Origin of the sequence: Nitrosomonas sp. PY1, from assembly GCF_022836435.1 — a bacterium.
GTDB lineage: Bacteria > Pseudomonadota > Gammaproteobacteria > Burkholderiales > Nitrosomonadaceae > Nitrosomonas.
This window is the reverse complement of sequence record NZ_BQXC01000001.1, coordinates 2000219-2015659: the sequence shown is the minus strand read 5'-3', so window position 1 is coordinate 2015659 and position 15441 is coordinate 2000219. Positions and strand designations below refer to the sequence as shown.

Annotated in this window: 16 protein-coding genes and 1 pseudogene; 7 read left to right on the top strand and 10 right to left on the bottom strand. The window is 40.2% G+C overall.

Annotated features, from left to right (window positions below; all coding sequences use genetic code 11):
- The first annotated feature begins 19 nt into the window (after window positions 1–19).
- Window positions 20–1186 carry an NAD(P)/FAD-dependent oxidoreductase gene (locus W03_RS09305; RefSeq protein ID WP_244073726.1) on the top strand — a complete coding sequence of 389 codons (1167 nt, stop codon included), beginning with the start codon at window positions 20–22 and terminating at the stop codon, window positions 1184–1186.
- Between the two features lie 30 nt (window positions 1187–1216).
- Here W03_RS09305 and phoB read toward each other — a convergent pair whose 3' ends face one another.
- From phoB to W03_RS09285, 4 genes and pseudogenes are all read right to left on the bottom strand, one after another.
- A complete protein-coding gene (gene phoB / locus W03_RS09300) occupies window positions 1217–1945 on the bottom strand; it encodes a phosphate regulon transcriptional regulator PhoB (protein WP_244072691.1) in 729 nt (242 codons plus the stop codon).
- A 56-nt stretch (window positions 1946–2001) separates the two neighbouring features.
- Window positions 2002–2524: pseudogene (locus W03_RS09295) on the bottom strand (IS3 family transposase); the annotation flags it as partial.
- A 53-nt stretch (window positions 2525–2577) separates the two neighbouring features.
- On the bottom strand, window positions 2578–2763 hold the full coding sequence (locus W03_RS09290) for a hypothetical protein (RefSeq protein WP_244072690.1): 186 nt from the start codon (window positions 2761–2763) through the stop codon (window positions 2578–2580).
- Window positions 2764–2843: 80 nt separating this feature from the next.
- Complete coding sequence (locus W03_RS09285; protein WP_244072689.1) at window positions 2844–3689, bottom strand: hypothetical protein; 846 nt, start codon at window positions 3687–3689, stop codon at window positions 2844–2846.
- 352 nt (window positions 3690–4041) lie between these two features.
- Here W03_RS09285 and W03_RS09280 point away from each other — a divergent pair, with 352 nt between their 5' ends.
- The gene (locus tag W03_RS09280; protein ID WP_244072688.1) at window positions 4042–4194 is read left to right on the top strand and encodes a hypothetical protein; all 153 of its coding nucleotides are present in this window, start codon (window positions 4042–4044) and stop codon (window positions 4192–4194) included.
- 544 nt (window positions 4195–4738) lie between these two features.
- Here W03_RS09280 and W03_RS09275 read toward each other — a convergent pair.
- Window positions 4739–5113 (bottom strand): transposase, encoded by a 375-nt coding sequence (locus W03_RS09275; RefSeq protein WP_244072687.1) that lies wholly within the window; start codon window positions 5111–5113, stop codon window positions 4739–4741.
- Between the two features lie 566 nt (window positions 5114–5679).
- Between W03_RS09275 and W03_RS09270 the strand changes: the two genes are divergently transcribed.
- Window positions 5680–6402 (top strand): Crp/Fnr family transcriptional regulator, encoded by a 723-nt coding sequence (locus W03_RS09270; protein ID WP_244072686.1) that lies wholly within the window; start codon window positions 5680–5682, stop codon window positions 6400–6402.
- Between the two features lie 79 nt (window positions 6403–6481).
- Here W03_RS09270 and W03_RS09265 read toward each other — a convergent pair whose 3' ends face one another.
- Window positions 6482–6751, bottom strand: a complete 270-nt coding sequence (locus W03_RS09265; protein WP_244072685.1) for a hypothetical protein — start codon at window positions 6749–6751, stop codon at window positions 6482–6484.
- A gap of 575 nt (window positions 6752–7326) precedes the next feature.
- On the bottom strand, window positions 7327–7527 hold the full coding sequence (locus W03_RS09260) for a CsbD family protein (protein WP_244072684.1): 201 nt from the start codon (window positions 7525–7527) through the stop codon (window positions 7327–7329).
- 367 nt (window positions 7528–7894) lie between these two features.
- On the opposite strand from W03_RS09260, the gene W03_RS13400 reads away from it, so the two are divergent.
- Window positions 7895–8029, top strand: a complete 135-nt coding sequence (locus W03_RS13400) for a hypothetical protein (RefSeq protein WP_279600067.1) — start codon at window positions 7895–7897, stop codon at window positions 8027–8029.
- Window positions 8030–8532: 503 nt separating this feature from the next.
- Here the strand turns inward: W03_RS13400 and W03_RS09255 are convergent.
- Window positions 8533–9768, bottom strand: coding sequence for a PEP-CTERM sorting domain-containing protein (locus tag W03_RS09255; RefSeq protein WP_244072683.1), 1236 nt, complete (start codon window positions 9766–9768; stop codon window positions 8533–8535).
- A gap of 212 nt (window positions 9769–9980) precedes the next feature.
- Here W03_RS09255 and W03_RS09250 point away from each other — a divergent pair, with 212 nt between their 5' ends.
- The 3 genes from W03_RS09250 (at window position 9981) to W03_RS09240 (ending at window position 12078) form a co-directional block, all read left to right on the top strand.
- Window positions 9981–10148: a DUF1804 family protein gene (locus W03_RS09250; RefSeq protein WP_244072682.1), complete on the top strand. Its 168-nt coding sequence runs from the start codon at window positions 9981–9983 to the stop codon at window positions 10146–10148.
- Window positions 10149–10339: 191 nt separating this feature from the next.
- The gene (locus W03_RS09245; protein WP_244072569.1) at window positions 10340–10783 is read left to right on the top strand and encodes a hypothetical protein; all 444 of its coding nucleotides are present in this window, start codon (window positions 10340–10342) and stop codon (window positions 10781–10783) included.
- Window positions 10780–12078: a relaxase/mobilization nuclease domain-containing protein gene (locus W03_RS09240; protein WP_244072570.1), complete on the top strand. Its 1299-nt coding sequence runs from the start codon at window positions 10780–10782 to the stop codon at window positions 12076–12078. The genes W03_RS09245 and W03_RS09240 overlap by 4 nt, the downstream gene beginning before the upstream one ends.
- 20 nt (window positions 12079–12098) lie before the next feature.
- Here W03_RS09240 and W03_RS09235 read toward each other — a convergent pair whose 3' ends face one another.
- Both W03_RS09235 and W03_RS09230 read right to left on the bottom strand, forming a co-directional pair.
- The gene (locus tag W03_RS09235; protein WP_244072681.1) at window positions 12099–12560 is read right to left on the bottom strand and encodes an antirestriction protein ArdA; all 462 of its coding nucleotides are present in this window, start codon (window positions 12558–12560) and stop codon (window positions 12099–12101) included.
- 694 nt (window positions 12561–13254) lie between these two features.
- Complete coding sequence (locus tag W03_RS09230) at window positions 13255–15426, bottom strand: hypothetical protein (RefSeq protein WP_244072680.1); 2172 nt, start codon at window positions 15424–15426, stop codon at window positions 13255–13257.
- Window positions 15427–15441 lie beyond the last annotated feature (15 nt).

Here is a 15441-nt window from a genome sequence, read left to right as displayed (position 1 = left end):
AGGTGCAGGTGCTGCGGGTATGATGTGCGCAATTGAAGCTGGGCAGCGCGGGCGACGTGTGATACTGATTGATCATGCACATAAGTTGGCAGAAAAAATCAGAATCTCCGGTGGCGGTCGCTGTAATTTTACCAACCGACACTGTACCTCAGACAATTTTATTTCCAATAACACGCATTTTTGCCGTTCTGCATTGGCGCGATATACGCCGCAAGATTTCATTGCACGTATTGAAAAGCATGGCATTCACTATCATGAAAAAAAGCTTGGGCAATTATTCTGTGATGATAGCGCATTGCAAATCATTGCTATGTTGCAGAAAGAATGTGCGGTGGCTGGAGTTGAGTGGCAAATGCCATCGCGTGTTAAAGAAGTGAAGTATCGTGTAGCAGACGAATCACAATCCGTAACGCAAAGGTTCTTGCTGACGACTGAACGTAATGTGATCGAAGCTGCTTCATTAGTAATTGCTACAGGAGGGTTATCGATTCCTCAAATTGGCGCGAGTGGTTACGGCTATCAAATTGCCAATCAGTTTGGGATTGCTGTTGTACCGCCAAAGCCTGGATTGGTCGGCTTGGCTTTCAATACTGAGGACTTTACGGAATTCAAGGATATCTCAGGGCTTTCCATTGAGGCGGAGGTGAGTTGTAATGGTGCTGTATTTCGTGAGCAAGTATTGTTTACGCATCGTGGTTTAAGCGGCCCCGCCATTTTGCAAATTTCATCTTATTGGAAACCTAACCAAGCTGTTGACATCAATGTATTGCCTTGCCAGAATGCCATGAAAATATTTACCGAGTTTCGGCATAGCTCCTTATTGTTATACAACGTATTGTCGCGCTATTTACCAAAACGGTTTGTACAAGTTTTGTGTAAACATATTTGCAATGCGTTATCGCTCGAAATTCAGTCCATGCAGCAGTATTCTGATGCTGAGCTGCAACGTATTGCAAACAGATTGCATAGTTGGCAGATTTTTCCCAGTGGCACTGTTGGTTATAAAAAAGCCGAAGTGACGATCGGTGGTGTGGATACGCATGAATTGTCTTCGAAAACCATGCAATCCCATCGCGTGCCTGGATTATACTTTATCGGAGAAGTTGTGGATGTTACTGGGCATCTTGGTGGATTTAATTTTCAATGGGCATGGTCATCTGGTTATGCAGCTGGGCAATTCGTATAAATTTCTGGAAAGCCGATTTTTTCGTTTTTGTTACTCTATGCTTGGCTCTTGGTATTCGACCGAGAATCGATAACCCGTGCCTCGCACCGTTTGCACTAAGCTTTCTTTGCGGACGGCTTCTAAAACTTTGCGTAACCGACGGATATGTACGTCGACAGTGCGGTCTTCGATGAACACATGATCTCCCCACACTCGATCCAATAGCTGCGCACGGGAATGAACGCGATCCTTGTAAGCCATCAAAAAATGCAGCAAGCGGAATTCGGTGGGGCCCAAATTAATTTCGGTCAGTTGTGATGAACCGTTATTATTTCTGACATGCACTCGATGTGTGGACGGATCAAGCCTTAATCCGCCGAGTTCAATGATTTCTTCGGACATTTCCGGTAAGCGCCTGCGCAGCACCGCTTTGATGCGGGCTTGTAATTCGCGGGGTGAAAAAGGTTTAGTGATGTAATCGTCGGCGCCGGCTTCCAATCCGGAAATTTTGTCATTTTCCTGAGTGCGGGCTGTCAGCATAATGATAGGAATGGACTGAGTACGTTCTTCTTGTCTGAGTTTGCGAGCAAATTCCAGTCCGCTTACATCGGGCAACATCCAGTCTAACAATACCAAATCCGGCAATGCATTGTTGATCAGTGATTTGGCTTGATCGGCTCTTTCGGCACAGAGAACTGAATACCCAGCACGTTCCAAATTTAGCGCGATAAGCTCTTGAATCGCTACTTCATCTTCAACCAGTAGAATTGTTACAGTCAACTTATACTCCGTTTATTCTAAAAATGAGATGTGCTGTCAAAATGGAGTCCATGTGTTTAGGCAGCGCGTAGATTTGCATAGTACTGCTGCGAAAATTGCACAGGCGATAAATAGCCCAATTTTTCTTGCTTGCGCTGTCGGTTATAGAATATTTCGATATATTCGGTAATCTCAGCAATGGCTTGTTGGCGTGTTTTGAATCTCCGGTGATGCACCAGTTCGGTTTTGAGTATCCCCCAGAAGCTTTCCATCGGGGCATTGTCATAGCAGTCACCCTTGCGGCTCATGGATGCGGTCATGCCAAATTGTTGCAATAGCTTCTGGTAATCGTGCGCACAGTATTGGCTACCTCGATCTGAATGAGCAATGAGTCCCTGATTTGGATATTTACTTGCAGCTGCACGAAATAATGCTTGCATAACCAGGCTCTTTGTCATTCTCTCATTCATCGCATAGCCCACTAACTCGCCATTAAATATGGTCTTTTACGCCAGCTAAGTACAACCAACCTTCATCGGTAGGAATGTAAGTCATGTCACTGAGCCATAATTTACCGGGCGCTCTAACAGTAAATTCCCGCTTCACTCTGGATAGCTCTAGTTCAACTTCAGTCAGCGCCTTCTGACGCTTGCCTACCGCAGCGAGTTCTCCCCGTCAGCATAAACCCAGCTCTTTAGCGTCCCCTTGGGTAATGACAGTCGCTTTGCCGCTTCAACCAACGTCAATCCACTTGCTTTGAAAAACTTAACTGATTCCTTACGAAACTCCTGACTAGACTTACTGCGCACGCGGTAATTCCATTCTTTCCTCCATTTCATTCCCTCATTTTATGAAACTTTGGGTTCCTTGAAAATCAGCATAACTCAAGTTACGCCAATGCTTAATCAGCGTTTCAATACTATCGATCCGGACCTAGTCGATATTGCATTTTTCCAGCCACAAACACGTTACTATATAGGTTAGCAATCCATTGTTTTCCTTCCTGAGTGAGCTCTAAGTATTTTATCGCGTCACCAATGTAGGGTGAGACGATATTCCAATAGAAGCTTGGATAGGAATCGACAAGATCAGCGGGACTTTTGTACCCAAGTTTAATAGCTTCTCCCGTTTCAACGAATTCATAGTAGAGCCTATTGAGTTTCAAAAGATGATTCGGATCAGCAAGCTGACCAATCAAATCCGCGGCACGTACTAACCCAGCTTCAGTATTCGTCTCACGATGATCTACTTTGTCTGGCACCGGAAATCGAGTTAACTCAATAGCTCTTGCTATTCGTTCCTCATCGTAATAACTTAATGGTCCAAGGCGTTCCCTAACCGCGATCTTGCCTCTACTAATATGATATGGCGTAAAAAATGCATCGGATGCTCCTCGAGGTGGCGTTACTCGATTACCTGCCTCGTCAATTACAAACGAATCCCTTGTATCGGCTGCGCACACACCACGTACATAACCAATATCATGGCATAGTGTCGCTACAGTGTAATGAAACCAATCCACCGGTGCTAGTTGGGTCTTTATATGTCTACCACGGAGGATTTCTTGGCCAACTAAGGTAACCATTATTGTATGGTCTACATCGTGATATAGGGCATCACTGTTTGCGATCATCTCCAAAACGAGTTTTGCCGCCAGGCCCAGCTTCGTAGCGTAAATCGGTTCATCGGGACCAAATACTTCGCGATAATTACGTTCTAGCACGTCACTGAGTGCGTCGATCTTAAGTATTGATAAATTTAACATATAAAAACTCTGGCTAGCCACGGCTTTTGCGGAGGCAATTTGGTTAAAGTGAAATATTCTTGTTCAAGTGTTTATTATGTTGATTATAGTAATTTTTGCCTCAGCAGGAGAAATATTCACTATTACTCCAAGCAGACGCAGTGGAGCCTGCAATTCCAATAGTTCTAATATCAATTTTAGTAAATATTGATGAAATTCGATTTTGAAAGGCGCTTAAATCATAATCCTTTCCACTTCATCGAGCGTCATTTCATCATGACGTCGATCATATAGTTGTGTTGTCTTTGTACTGGAATAATTGGCCATAGTCGCTGTTTTTTCTAGAGTTCCGTCATTTTTTAGGTAGGCAGTAATGCCGGTAGCTCATAAAGCTATGATTGCCTATTTTGGTAGCTATGCCAGAATTATTAATGTGCCGTTGTGTCATGGTATGAGCATTGGTCTGCACGGGTTAGTAGGGGCATTTGTTATGCCTTTTATCACAGATTACCAAACTACTGCATAACCAGGGGGCGGGTGAAAGCCTACAATTTTATGCTTGTAGACCGTTCGCCAAGTCAAATTTTATGTGCGGGAGTATTGAAGGGAGGTAAATTTAAGGATAAGAAATTACCCTTAAATTTACCCGTTTTTAGTATGTTTGCCGGTATTCATGGGATTGTATGAAACTCACTGATTCAACCTCATGCACTGCCTTACCTGAGTGCTATTTCTTCAAATCCTTGATTATTTGTTTTATTACGATGAAAATCATCCCGCCAGTGATAATGCATAGAATCAATGCCAACAGAGCCTTTGTCGCTACAAAAAAGGTGCAAACACTGAAAAACAGTTCACACGGCCATTCGAAAAAGCCCATTGCCACAATCTCCTGAAAATAACTCCATCAATCTTTCTGCGCTTATCCCTCTCATATGTACACCGAGCTATAGTCATTGTCCAGCCAACGAATAAAAAGATCACTAGAGATTCAATTTCATGCCCATCCCTCTGATTGCTGCAAGAGCAAAAAAAACCAGTGATAAAGACATTATTGCGCCATTGCTTGGTTAAAAGACGCAACTATCTTGTGGTTGTGGTGGTAGAAGCCTCTCAACATACAATCTTGGCAACCTTTTCAGGTTATACTCCATAGCCTGCAGGATATGCCAGGCATGTGCTTTGGCCAGACTACGGTAACGCAGGATCTTGCTACCAAACCAGCGTGTCTGACTGCCAAAGGTACGTTCTATCACATAGCGGGCTTTCGTAATCGAGCGATTGCGCTGTATTTGCCGCGCAATCAACGATTTGTTCTCCAAGGCTTTATCTTGAATGCCGTTTTTGATGCCGCGTGATTTCAAGGCATCGCGATGTTTTTGGCTGCAATAAGCTTTGTCGACATGAACATGGGCTCCCGACTGGATCTCGACTTTATCGATCAAAGTCAGATTCTGCTTGAAGAAGCGATTTATAACAAGCGTAATTTGTTACATGGCGATAAAAGGTGCCGTATCTGGATCCATTGATTATTTGTGCAAGCGCACCCCTGCTTGGAGGGTATAAACCCAGTTCTTTAGCGTCTCCACTGGGTAATGACAGTCACCTTGACGCTTCCATCAATGTCAATCCACGTTCTTTGAAAACCTTACTGATTGCTCTCTAAATTCTTGACGATACTGCGTGCGAGGTAATTCCATTTATTTCTCTATCTCATATCTTCATTTTATGAAGCTTTGGATTCCACTAAAATCGCCATACTTCAAACTATCCAAACCGGAAAGCTGCGCTTGATTCATTTTTTACCTAAGGTACTAAAACGAAATAGCAATTCAATCTGTGTAAGTAACATGCAAGCAGCACTTTATGCTCACGTTTCCATGACAAGGAAGCGGAAAAAGACTTGTTAGTTGAATAACATTTAATGAAATAGGGAAACTAGTCATGTGGGCTATTATCTAAAAATCATTACTGGCGATTTTAATTTTCAACCAACAACTTAGGATATCTTATGCCAAATAGCTCTTTAAAAATTGTTCATTCTTTACCTTTGCATGAACTATCCAACCGATGGATTCTGGATATATTCGGTACAAGGTATAGCTTTAGAGCGGGGCAGTACCTTATTTATCAAAATGACAAACCCAATAAAATTTATATTTTTTTAGAAGGCTGGGCGAATAGTCATAAAATTTTTGGAGATGAACATAAACAAATTGTTAATTATGTTTTGCCGGGCGATATCGTCGGGCTGCAATTCGATGAAACTGAAAAGAGCCCTTATATGATAGAAGCTGTGACTGACGTAAAAGTATTAGGAATTGAAAAGGCTTCATTCTGGGAAAAGATTCAAACCAGACCTTATTTGCTATTTCAAATTTTGAGAAAAAGGGAGAGATATCAAAGAGAATTAGAAAAACGAATCATTTCATTGACTGCATCGAGCAGCTTTAATTCAATGATACAAATACTAACACTTCTTTATTCTCGTTTAAATTTGGTAGGTATTCCAGAAGAAGATGCTAAATATTTTCCTATCAACCAACTTCAATTGAGTGAGGTTCTAAGTATCTCCTACATTCATACTCACCGTATTTTTAATAGATTGGAAAAGATGGATTTTGTCACTAAGAAAAAGCACCATATTCATTTGATCGATGTGAAAGGCTTGCGAAAATTAGCCTACGATCAATCGGAAATTCAAGAGCTTGACAGAAAAAAACGAGTCGGTTAAAAAATAAAGACTGATACTCGCCTTAAACAGAAAAATATCAGTCTTATCCAGATAAAGGTTGACTAGGTACTATAAGCTATTAATCAGCCTTATTCTTTAATTCTGTCGCTTTATCTTTTGTTGCATCACTCGCTTCATCTAGGCGGTTTTTAGCTTTTTGAGCTAAGCACTCGACGTCGCCTTCAGTGCATGCGGCTTCTTCAATACGGTTTATGCTTTTTTTGGCATCACGAGTAACATCATTGGTCGCTGCCTCTGTTTTTTCTTTCATTGTTTCGGCAGCAATTAATGGAGCAGAAATAAAAGCTGCTAAACTACTCAATATCACTAATTTAACGAATTTATTCATTTTATATTCCTTTATAAATTTAGTATTAATTACAGATGATTGTATTTGTTATTGCTAAAAACTTTGTTACGAGCTTCACAGACTTGTTTTTTTACTTTCATTGATTTCTTGCAAGATTTGTTAAAGTTACCTAAATAATTCTGTTAATAAACAAACTGATTCAGTACTTTCTTGCTAAACCAACGCGAAAAATCTATTAATTCTAACTCTGTTTTGATATTGGTGAAGAGTGCGGCGATATATCTGTTTTACAGAAAAATAATCCCTTGTTTGTACTCAATGATAAGAAAAATTGGTTTACCGTCCTTATCAACAAACAAGCCCAGCTTGTATCATCTTCGATTCTACATAGTTATCGGCAATAATTAAAATTTGAGTTACTTAATAAAATCATTTGAACCAACCGATAAACCCTGAGTAGCCTTTATCATCAAAGCCAAGCATATAGCATTCTTCAACTTTTTCTCCAATTAATCAGTTTGCTTATCAGCAGACTGTTGAATCTGGAGCTATGCTATTTCAAAGTTATGAAGTTCTTAGCCCCTGATTAGTAAAAGAAATAGTTTTATTAGTTATCAACGACAGTTGTCTGAGAATTCTTTGACTTGCTTTTCAGCTTCTTCTTTTGTGACGCCGTACTTAGCCTGAATTTGACCAACTAATTGATCTTTTTTTCCAGCGATAACATCCATTTCGTCGTTGGTGATTTCACCCCATTTTTCCAAGGCTTTGCCTTTGAGTTGCTTCCAATTTCCTTCGATTTCATCCCAATTCATAATATTTTCCTTAAAAAATTTAAATGACAAACCTATAACAAAGGCGAGTTAACTAACTTTGTAAGTGGTTATGTTTTTGTCAGTCATGATGACCTAACTTGTCGCATGGTATAGATATTCAACGTTACATAAATTAACATTTATTAAAAAGGCCACTTATCTTTTGTTAAATTCAATATTTAATGTTGAATTCTTTCATGTGGTTAATTTGCAAAATTTTTCTTAAAATTGGATGGTAATTATTTAGAACGAGATTACCGAATGGCAGTCTCCCTGGAAAATAGCAAGATTTAAAAGTAGAATTTTCTTGTAACTTAAAGACAGGAGATTCTGTAATGGAGAAATCGAGGCTCAGTGAAACTGGGTCATGGCGATACTCAAACAAGCTGAAACAGGAATTACGGTGTCCAAGCTAGGTGCAAAGCGACATTTTACATGCCAGCAGAACGGTCATACGTACGTTGAACTACCTGATCGAATGGAGCGAGCCGCGACAACCTAACCGGACTCGCTGCGACAATACCTGAATATATCGGTGACACAATAATTAGCTGGACAGTAAAGAGAATGGAATGCAGTTGGAATTCATTGAACAGGGTAAATCTCAGCAAAAATGCCACCACATTGAGCATTACAGTAGAACCGAGCGTTATGGGGTGCTATGCACACTGCTTTGAGCCAATTGTCGAAATCCAGGACTGTGCAACAAAATGATTGTGGATCTATAATCACGAACGGCTTAACACGATTATCGGGAGAATAATACCAATACAACAAGAGCTCGCTCAATTAGTGCGTTAACCCCTACTTTTAACTTTCGGTTAACTCCGTTGGAAATCTTGGGTAACAGTGGGAGGGTATTTGACGAAGGTGGGATTCACATAATGCTCTATTTAATAGCATAAACAACAATGTGGCTTATTATGAATGGCTCTAGACTAACATATGACTTCTGCTAGCCTAGAGCCAATTTAATATCAATAAAAACAGTTCCCTGGAAATATATCAAAGGGCTTTTGCAAAGGTCTCGTTATATTTTCTTCGCCTCGCCATAAAACCAATCACCCCTAATCCAGTCAATAACATGAGATAAGTTTCAGGTTCAGGAATTGGCGGAGGAGGCGATGGAATAAATATGGGATTCGGCGTAAATATGGTATCAGGCGTATAGGACAGCAAAAAAGCTTCGGATGCGCCATGAGCGTTAACTCCATTTCCTATGATTTGCCCATTATTGTTGATGTCAATAGCCGAGGAAATGCTTTTCCATCCGTCAGCGGTGACCACATCTAACAACGAAAGGTCAGTTACCCCTCCATGACTATATAAGAAAGCATGAATATCTCCGCTTGCCGTTTCAGCCCAGCCAACTGCTTCCCCTGCGTCATTAATGCTAAGCGCATCACTGAAGTAGCCCCCCAATGTACCGAGGTTAGTCATATCCATACCGTCAGACCCTGTAATGAATGCGTTATGATAATAAATATCGCTAACTTCTCCCACATTTCCCACGACCTGTCCAGAGTTATTGATACCATTGGCAACACTGAAATTACCATTCAATGTGCCCAAATCGATCATTCCTACGCCATTAGGCCCGGTAATAAAAGCATGGCTATCAACAGAAACACTGCCGCCACTTCCTTTTTGAGCCCATCCCGTCACTTGTCCAGAATTATTGATGCCTGTAGCTGAGCTATATAACCCTCCCAGCGTACCCAAATCCGTTATGCCATTACCGTTAGAGCCCGTGATAAAAGCATGAAAACCGCTAGCATTGATAAAATCAAAATCTCCGACGATTTGTCCAGAGTCGTTAATGCCATAAACTGTTTCATTAACCCCTATGTTATTACCTACGTAATTAATATTTTTCCCGCCAGACTCTGTTATAAATGCATGGGAAAAAATTGAATCAAAATTGGTTGATTCACCCGCTACTTGCCCGACATTATTTATCGCTTGAGCAAAATTCTCGGTTCCACCCAAGGTACTAATATCAGTCATACCTATACCGTCATTACCTGATATAAAACCATGATAAACGCCATTGTTAAGAAAGTTTCCCACTATCCGGCCAGAGTCGTTAATTGCACTTACAAAACTATCGGTTTCACCTAAATTGCCTAATCCTCTAATTGACCATTCCGCATTTATTATTGCAGAATTTGCCGCGGCATAAATTCCAGTAAAGAAAATTGTAATAAATTTAAGTTTTATGCATTTGTATGAAATGCTCATGATGATCCCTTGAGAAAATGGTGTTTTACTACTTGAAGGCCTAAGTTATCACAAAGATTTTGGCGACAACGCCTTGGCGATTATATGAGACTTTTGCAAAATTAAACGAATTTTTCATTTCGGTGTAATTCTAAGTTTATCTTTAAGTGGGGTATGCTGATATTCAAGGAGTCCGAAGTTTCATAAAATGAGGAATGCAATGGAGGATGAAGATGGAATTACCGCGTACGCAGTATAGTCAGGAGTTTCGTAAGAAATCAGTTAAGTTTTTCAAAGCAAGTGGATTGACGCTGGTTGAAGCGGCAAAGCGACTGTCGCTACCCAAGGGTACGCTTAAGACTTGGTTTATGCTGAAAAACGGGGAGAACTGGCTGCAGTAGGCAAACGCCAATAGTTGGCTAAATTATCTCGATGCTGTTTATTTATAAAGACTTTGTTGGCAATGTTGGGTAACGCTTGGAGGGTATTTGGCGGAGACGGAGTGTGAATCTTCGAACCGCATTTTGGAGGTTTTAGAGGAATGGAACGACTATCTCAAGCATAATGTTCCGTACTATCAGGAGCCGTTACCATGAGCGGCTTTCTCAATATTCAATCGGTAAAACAGGCATTCTCGGCTGCCGTCGCCCAATCACCTAAGAAGGGAAAACGTCGCAATACCCCGCCGTTTTCCCTGCGCTTGACCATTGACGAACGCAAGAGGCTCGATGAAATGGCGGGCAGTCAACCGCTGGGCTCATATATCCGTAATCGCTTGTTTGCTGAAAAGGTTGAAAAACGCCGCACGGTCAGAAAGCCCGCGCCCGATAGCGCCATGCTGGCTTTATTACTGAGCGAATTAGGTCAATCGCGACTAGCTTCCAATATTAACCAATTGGCCAAAGCCGCTAATATGGGAACATTGGATATAACGCCTGAAATCGAGCGTGAGATCGAGCAAGCCTGTAGTGAAATCCAAGCCATGCGGGCATTACTCATTACAGCGCTTGGCGTAAAATCGGTAGACGGCGAATGATCCTTGTCGGCAACCAGCGAGGCGGGGCAAAGGATTTGGCTCTGCACCTGCTCAAACAAGAAAACGAGCATGTCGAAGTTCATGAGGTGCGTGGATTTGCCTCAAATAATCTTATGGCTGCACTGAATGAAGCCCGTGCCATCAGCCGCGCCACGCGCTGCAAGCAGTTTCTATTTTCTCTCAGTCTCAATCCACCTAAAAACGAAAGTGTTTCAACAGAAACATTCGAGCAGACCATTGATCGGATCGAAGAGAAACTTGGATTAAACAATCAGCCCCGCGCCATTGTGTTTCACGAAAAAAATGGGCGCAGGCATTGTCATGCCGTATGGTCGCGGATCAAGGTGGATGAAATGAAAGCGGTACAGCTTTCTTTCCCAAAGAAAAAATTAATGGAATTATCGCGTGAATTGTATCTCGAACACGGCTGGACTATGCCAGATGGTCTTAAGCAGGCTCATGCACGTGATCCGCACAATTTTACGCTGGCCGAATGGCAACAAGCCAAGCGAATCGGCAAAGACCCCAAACAAATTAAAGCAGTATTTCAGGAATGCTGGTTGCTCAATAAAACGCAGAATGCTTTTGCAAATGCATTGAAAGAACACGGCTATGTGCTTGCTCGTGGTGATCGACGCAGTTTTGTCGCGGTGGATCATCGGGGCGAAGTGTTTGCTGTATCCAAATGGATTGGTATCAAAACCAAAGAAGTACGCGAGCGCCTGACCGATGAAACAGCGCTTCCATCGGTGAATGATGCCAAAATTCAGATTGCCAAGGATATGTCAGCACGGTTGGAAAAGATCTCTCAACAACAAGAAATTGCACTTGAATCTCGACGGGCTGAGCTAGAAGAAAAACGCCAAATGTTGATACACCAACATCGATTTGAACGAAAAAAACTACACGATGCCCAGCATTCATACTGGCAGCACAAACAGCAGGAATGGCGGAACAATTTCAACACAGGTTTTCGCGGCCTGTTTGATCGACTTACAGGCAAGCGCCATAAAATCGAAGAACGCAATGAACAGGACGCATGGAATGTCGAAATGCGCCAGCAGAAGGAGCGCGACGCGCTCATTTTTCAGCAGCTAGAAACCCGCCGTACCCTGCAATCGCGCATCGAGCGACTGGAATCATTGAAAACTTATCGACTAGATGAATTGGAGCACGACAGATCGAAATATCAGGCCATGCGCGAGCAGCGCCTTGAACAGCTTGAGATTCAACGCCAAGAACAAAACCGGGATCGACCGCGCTCGCGCCAGCGCGGCCATGATTGGACGCGCTGACGACTGAGTACATTCAGGCATCAGTGATTCCAGAATATATGAACGGTTTCATACCCGGCCTCAATCGTAAAAACATCGCCGCTTAAATCCATATCCCGGCCCATTCGCTCAAAATCGATATAATAAGAAAGGTTCTCTGGAATCTGCGTAGTTTCCTCGGTCAATTCCTGCGCATAATCGGCCAGCGATTTGTAACAGCCGCAATAATTTTCCTCGGCGGCAGTTCTGGCATCCTCCAAGTCACCGCCAAAATGATTCAGCAATTCACCGCCTTCATATTCGCTCAAGGTATAACCGCTAAACCCTTCATAATCGTGAATGGCGTACTCTTCTGCAAAACCTTCCGGACTTTTAGCCAACATTTCATTAATCTGTGCTTTGATAACGTCCAGATCATCGCAGGCTTTGATCCATACGCCGTGCAATTTTCCATTATTGTAGGCAGCTAAATCTGCAACATAAATTCTGATTTCTTCACTCATTTTTTCCTCGCTTTAGTAAGGTTTAAAAAAACAACCCCCGCTGGGGTTGGAAAACCCCAGAGAAAAGCGAGTGAAACGAGCGCAACACAGGTTCTGATGGAAACAAGTCAGGGGGAACCGCCCGGTCTGCACAAACGCCGCTTGCGGCGTGCGGAAGATTGGGGGATGACTTGGTGGAGATAGGTTCTGTGTTAAATTGATTGATTCCCAGCGGGGGAAGTAAAAATCAAAAAGTGAACCGATGGTGGTTCACAATAGATGGGGCGTTACGGGGTATCCCCGCAGATGGGGGTGCCGGAAAACGCAGCTATGCTGCGGTTGCAGCAGGGGAAGGTTTTCCCCTTTAAGGAACTTAAAAAACGATTGAGATAAGTGTTTAAAATTTCTAATTGTTTTTTAGAGAAATAAAAATGCGAGAATAGTGGGATTTATTAAGTAGCAATGAAAAAATTGCGTTCTTCACTTTATTAGCTTCAATAATCGGTATTCTTATTAGAATTGCTTTAAATCTAAAAACAAACAATACCTTGGAAAGTCCTGTTCAGACAGGTTTGATACCAATCCGATATGAGAGTGCAAAATTAGCGTATATGGCAAAAACCTTTTATCTTTGAGTTTTTTGCAGAATTATAGATTTAGGAAATGAAAATTTGTGATGAAAATGGCTGATATTATATTTGCGAGAAAACTGAAATTAAGCTCTCAAAGCTTGAATTTCTTGATATAGGTTTTTCAAATGCTCATTAGACATGTCTAAGATAGGTTCGTACATAAATGAATTGATATGAATATTCTCGGGAGTCATAAGATTAACCCGTTCAATCGTTTTAATGTTTTCTTGCTCAGCGGGTGTATTTTTAAATAGGGATTTGTATTTTTCCACTAATCTTAGAGTCTGATTATTTTTTAATTCATTTACAAAAATATTATCATTGATTTTTTTAATTAAGAATTCTTCTGTTTTTAATCTAATCGCGATTGATAAAATAATTTTTTTCTCTAATTCCACCTCCATCTCAGTATCCTGAGATATTTTTTCTGCGACTTCAAATATTAAATCTATTATGTTTTTTTGAGGATTAGTTAATACTAAATCAGCTTTATTATGAAGGATTTCTCTATATATGTTCTGCAAATCAATTACTTTTAATGTATGAGTATCTGGTTTTACATGAAGCAGAGATGTTAATTTTGTTTCATGCTCATCATGTCCACAAAATTCAGCAAGATTTCTTACAAACGGTATTGAAGCGATAAGCTTCTCATCAACATCTAAATTTTTTATCCATTTTTTAAATGGATTATTGTAATGTTCAGCCTTAACGAATTTTATTCCATCTTTTGATTTTATCGTGTTGTAATTGTAGCCCCATAGTTGCAACCGCCCACTTACAGTGCGAAAAAAATCATAATTGTGAGTCAAAATTATTTGATAAAAATCACCTTCGTGCAAAATGTCATTTAAGTATTCAATGATGGCATATTTGTTTTTGTAATCAAATGAATCTGCGATGTCATCTATCACAAATAATGTTTTTTGATGTTCCTCTTTTCTAGCTTCAACTTCAAAAATAATATTCAAAATATATAGTGCTCTTTTTTCACCATTGCTAAGCACTTCCACCAACTTGTTTCTTTCAATAGGTCGTGGAGAATCTCCATTTTCCTGAAATTGAAATTGAATATTAGGCGATACACGATTCAAAATTACGTCTTGCTTATTTTCAATAGCTACTTTGAAAGGAACAGAAAATCGTCTATTGAAAATGTTTATTACTTCCTGCCATCGAGTGGCTTGTTTCGATGCCTCATCTGTAATTTCCTGAATTCTTTTCTTGCCCTTATTGTAGACATCCATAAGAGCCTTAAAGAGTTCTATGTGCGTAACGAGATAGGATTTCCAAAGTTTTTCTTTAAAAAGTTCAAGATTGGATAGTTCAGGTAGAATATCTTGATTGTTAAGTAAGTATTCCCTAAATGAACGCAAGTCTTCATTTTTAAGCTTTTTATCAATCTCTTCAAAAGATTTTTGAAGATCAGTACTACTTAAGATAGTTTCTTTTTCTTTTTGAATTAAGTCTTCTAATTGTTTTTCTGTAGTGATTTCTTTTTTCTGGGTATCTGAATTCACATACACCGAATGCTCTGCTTTAAAGAACCCATGAGATTTTAAATTTTTCGCAATTTCGCTTGCTTGATAATGATTAAAAATTCCTTTTTTAAAAAAAGTAGAGTTACTTAAAATTTGATCATATATTTTGGTATATTCCGCAAGCTTTTCCTTAAATCCTTTAGTATTTAAAAAGTCTTCAACTTTGTCGTTAAAAATTTTGTTGTAAGATATTTTTTCTAAATCATTTTTCTCTTCATAAAGTATTTCATTTTCAATCCTTCCTAGCGCAACTAGGAATTTATTTTTTTCTTTAGTGAAAACTTGCGATACTGCTTCCTCAACTTCAGTTTTAAGGCCGGAGGTTTTTTTTAGCTCAATCAAAAGTGCTTCTTTTTTTATCTCGATCTCAGCTAAAATTTCGTCATATTCTTTCTTAAGCTCTTTATTGACAAGCAGAGTGGAAAGCTTGGGCGATTCATAGTCTGCTTCATACGGTTTTATTACAAAAACTTCTTCAGGTTGAAGTTTTTGGTTGTTTTCATCTTGAATTATTCTCTCAGTTTCGCGATCAGTATAAATTCGATCTCTTGATTCCTCATTATTACTAAGATCGCACATGGTTTGTGCAAACGAAGTTTTCATGATTCCATTTGGAGCATAAATTACTTGTGCTTTTTTTTTGGAAAAATCAATTTCTTCTTCGAGATTTTTAATTCCGTAGCAATTTTTTAATTTTATCGATAATTTTTTCATTAATTAGTTGGGGTG

Bases quoted from the DNA above. Each gene is read 5' to 3' on its own strand.
- W03_RS09285 (WP_244072689.1), bottom strand. From the start codon at position 3,689: ATGTTAAATTTATCAATACTTAAGATCGACGCACTCAGTGACGTGCTA.
- W03_RS09250 (WP_244072682.1), top strand. From the start codon at position 9,981: ATGGAATTACCGCGTACGCAGTATAGTCAGGAGTTTCGTAAGAAATCA.
- W03_RS09280 (WP_244072688.1), top strand. From the start codon at position 4,042: ATGCCGGTAGCTCATAAAGCTATGATTGCCTATTTTGGTAGCTATGCC.
- W03_RS09255 (WP_244072683.1), bottom strand. From the start codon at position 9,768: ATGAGCATTTCATACAAATGCATAAAACTTAAATTTATTACAATTTTC.
- W03_RS09240 (WP_244072570.1), top strand. From the start codon at position 10,780: ATGATCCTTGTCGGCAACCAGCGAGGCGGGGCAAAGGATTTGGCTCTG.
- W03_RS09305 (WP_244073726.1), top strand. From the start codon at position 20: ATGATGTGCGCAATTGAAGCTGGGCAGCGCGGGCGACGTGTGATACTG.
- W03_RS09230 (WP_244072680.1), bottom strand. From the start codon at position 15,426: ATGAAAAAATTATCGATAAAATTAAAAAATTGCTACGGAATTAAAAAT.
- W03_RS09245 (WP_244072569.1), top strand. From the start codon at position 10,340: ATGAGCGGCTTTCTCAATATTCAATCGGTAAAACAGGCATTCTCGGCT.
- W03_RS09270 (WP_244072686.1), top strand. From the start codon at position 5,680: ATGCCAAATAGCTCTTTAAAAATTGTTCATTCTTTACCTTTGCATGAA.
- W03_RS13400 (WP_279600067.1), top strand. From the start codon at position 7,895: ATGGCGATACTCAAACAAGCTGAAACAGGAATTACGGTGTCCAAGCTA.
- W03_RS09265 (WP_244072685.1), bottom strand. From the start codon at position 6,751: ATGAATAAATTCGTTAAATTAGTGATATTGAGTAGTTTAGCAGCTTTT.
- W03_RS09290 (WP_244072690.1), bottom strand. From the start codon at position 2,763: ATGAAATGGAGGAAAGAATGGAATTACCGCGTGCGCAGTAAGTCTAGT.
- W03_RS09235 (WP_244072681.1), bottom strand. From the start codon at position 12,560: ATGAGTGAAGAAATCAGAATTTATGTTGCAGATTTAGCTGCCTACAAT.
- W03_RS09260 (WP_244072684.1), bottom strand. From the start codon at position 7,527: ATGAATTGGGATGAAATCGAAGGAAATTGGAAGCAACTCAAAGGCAAA.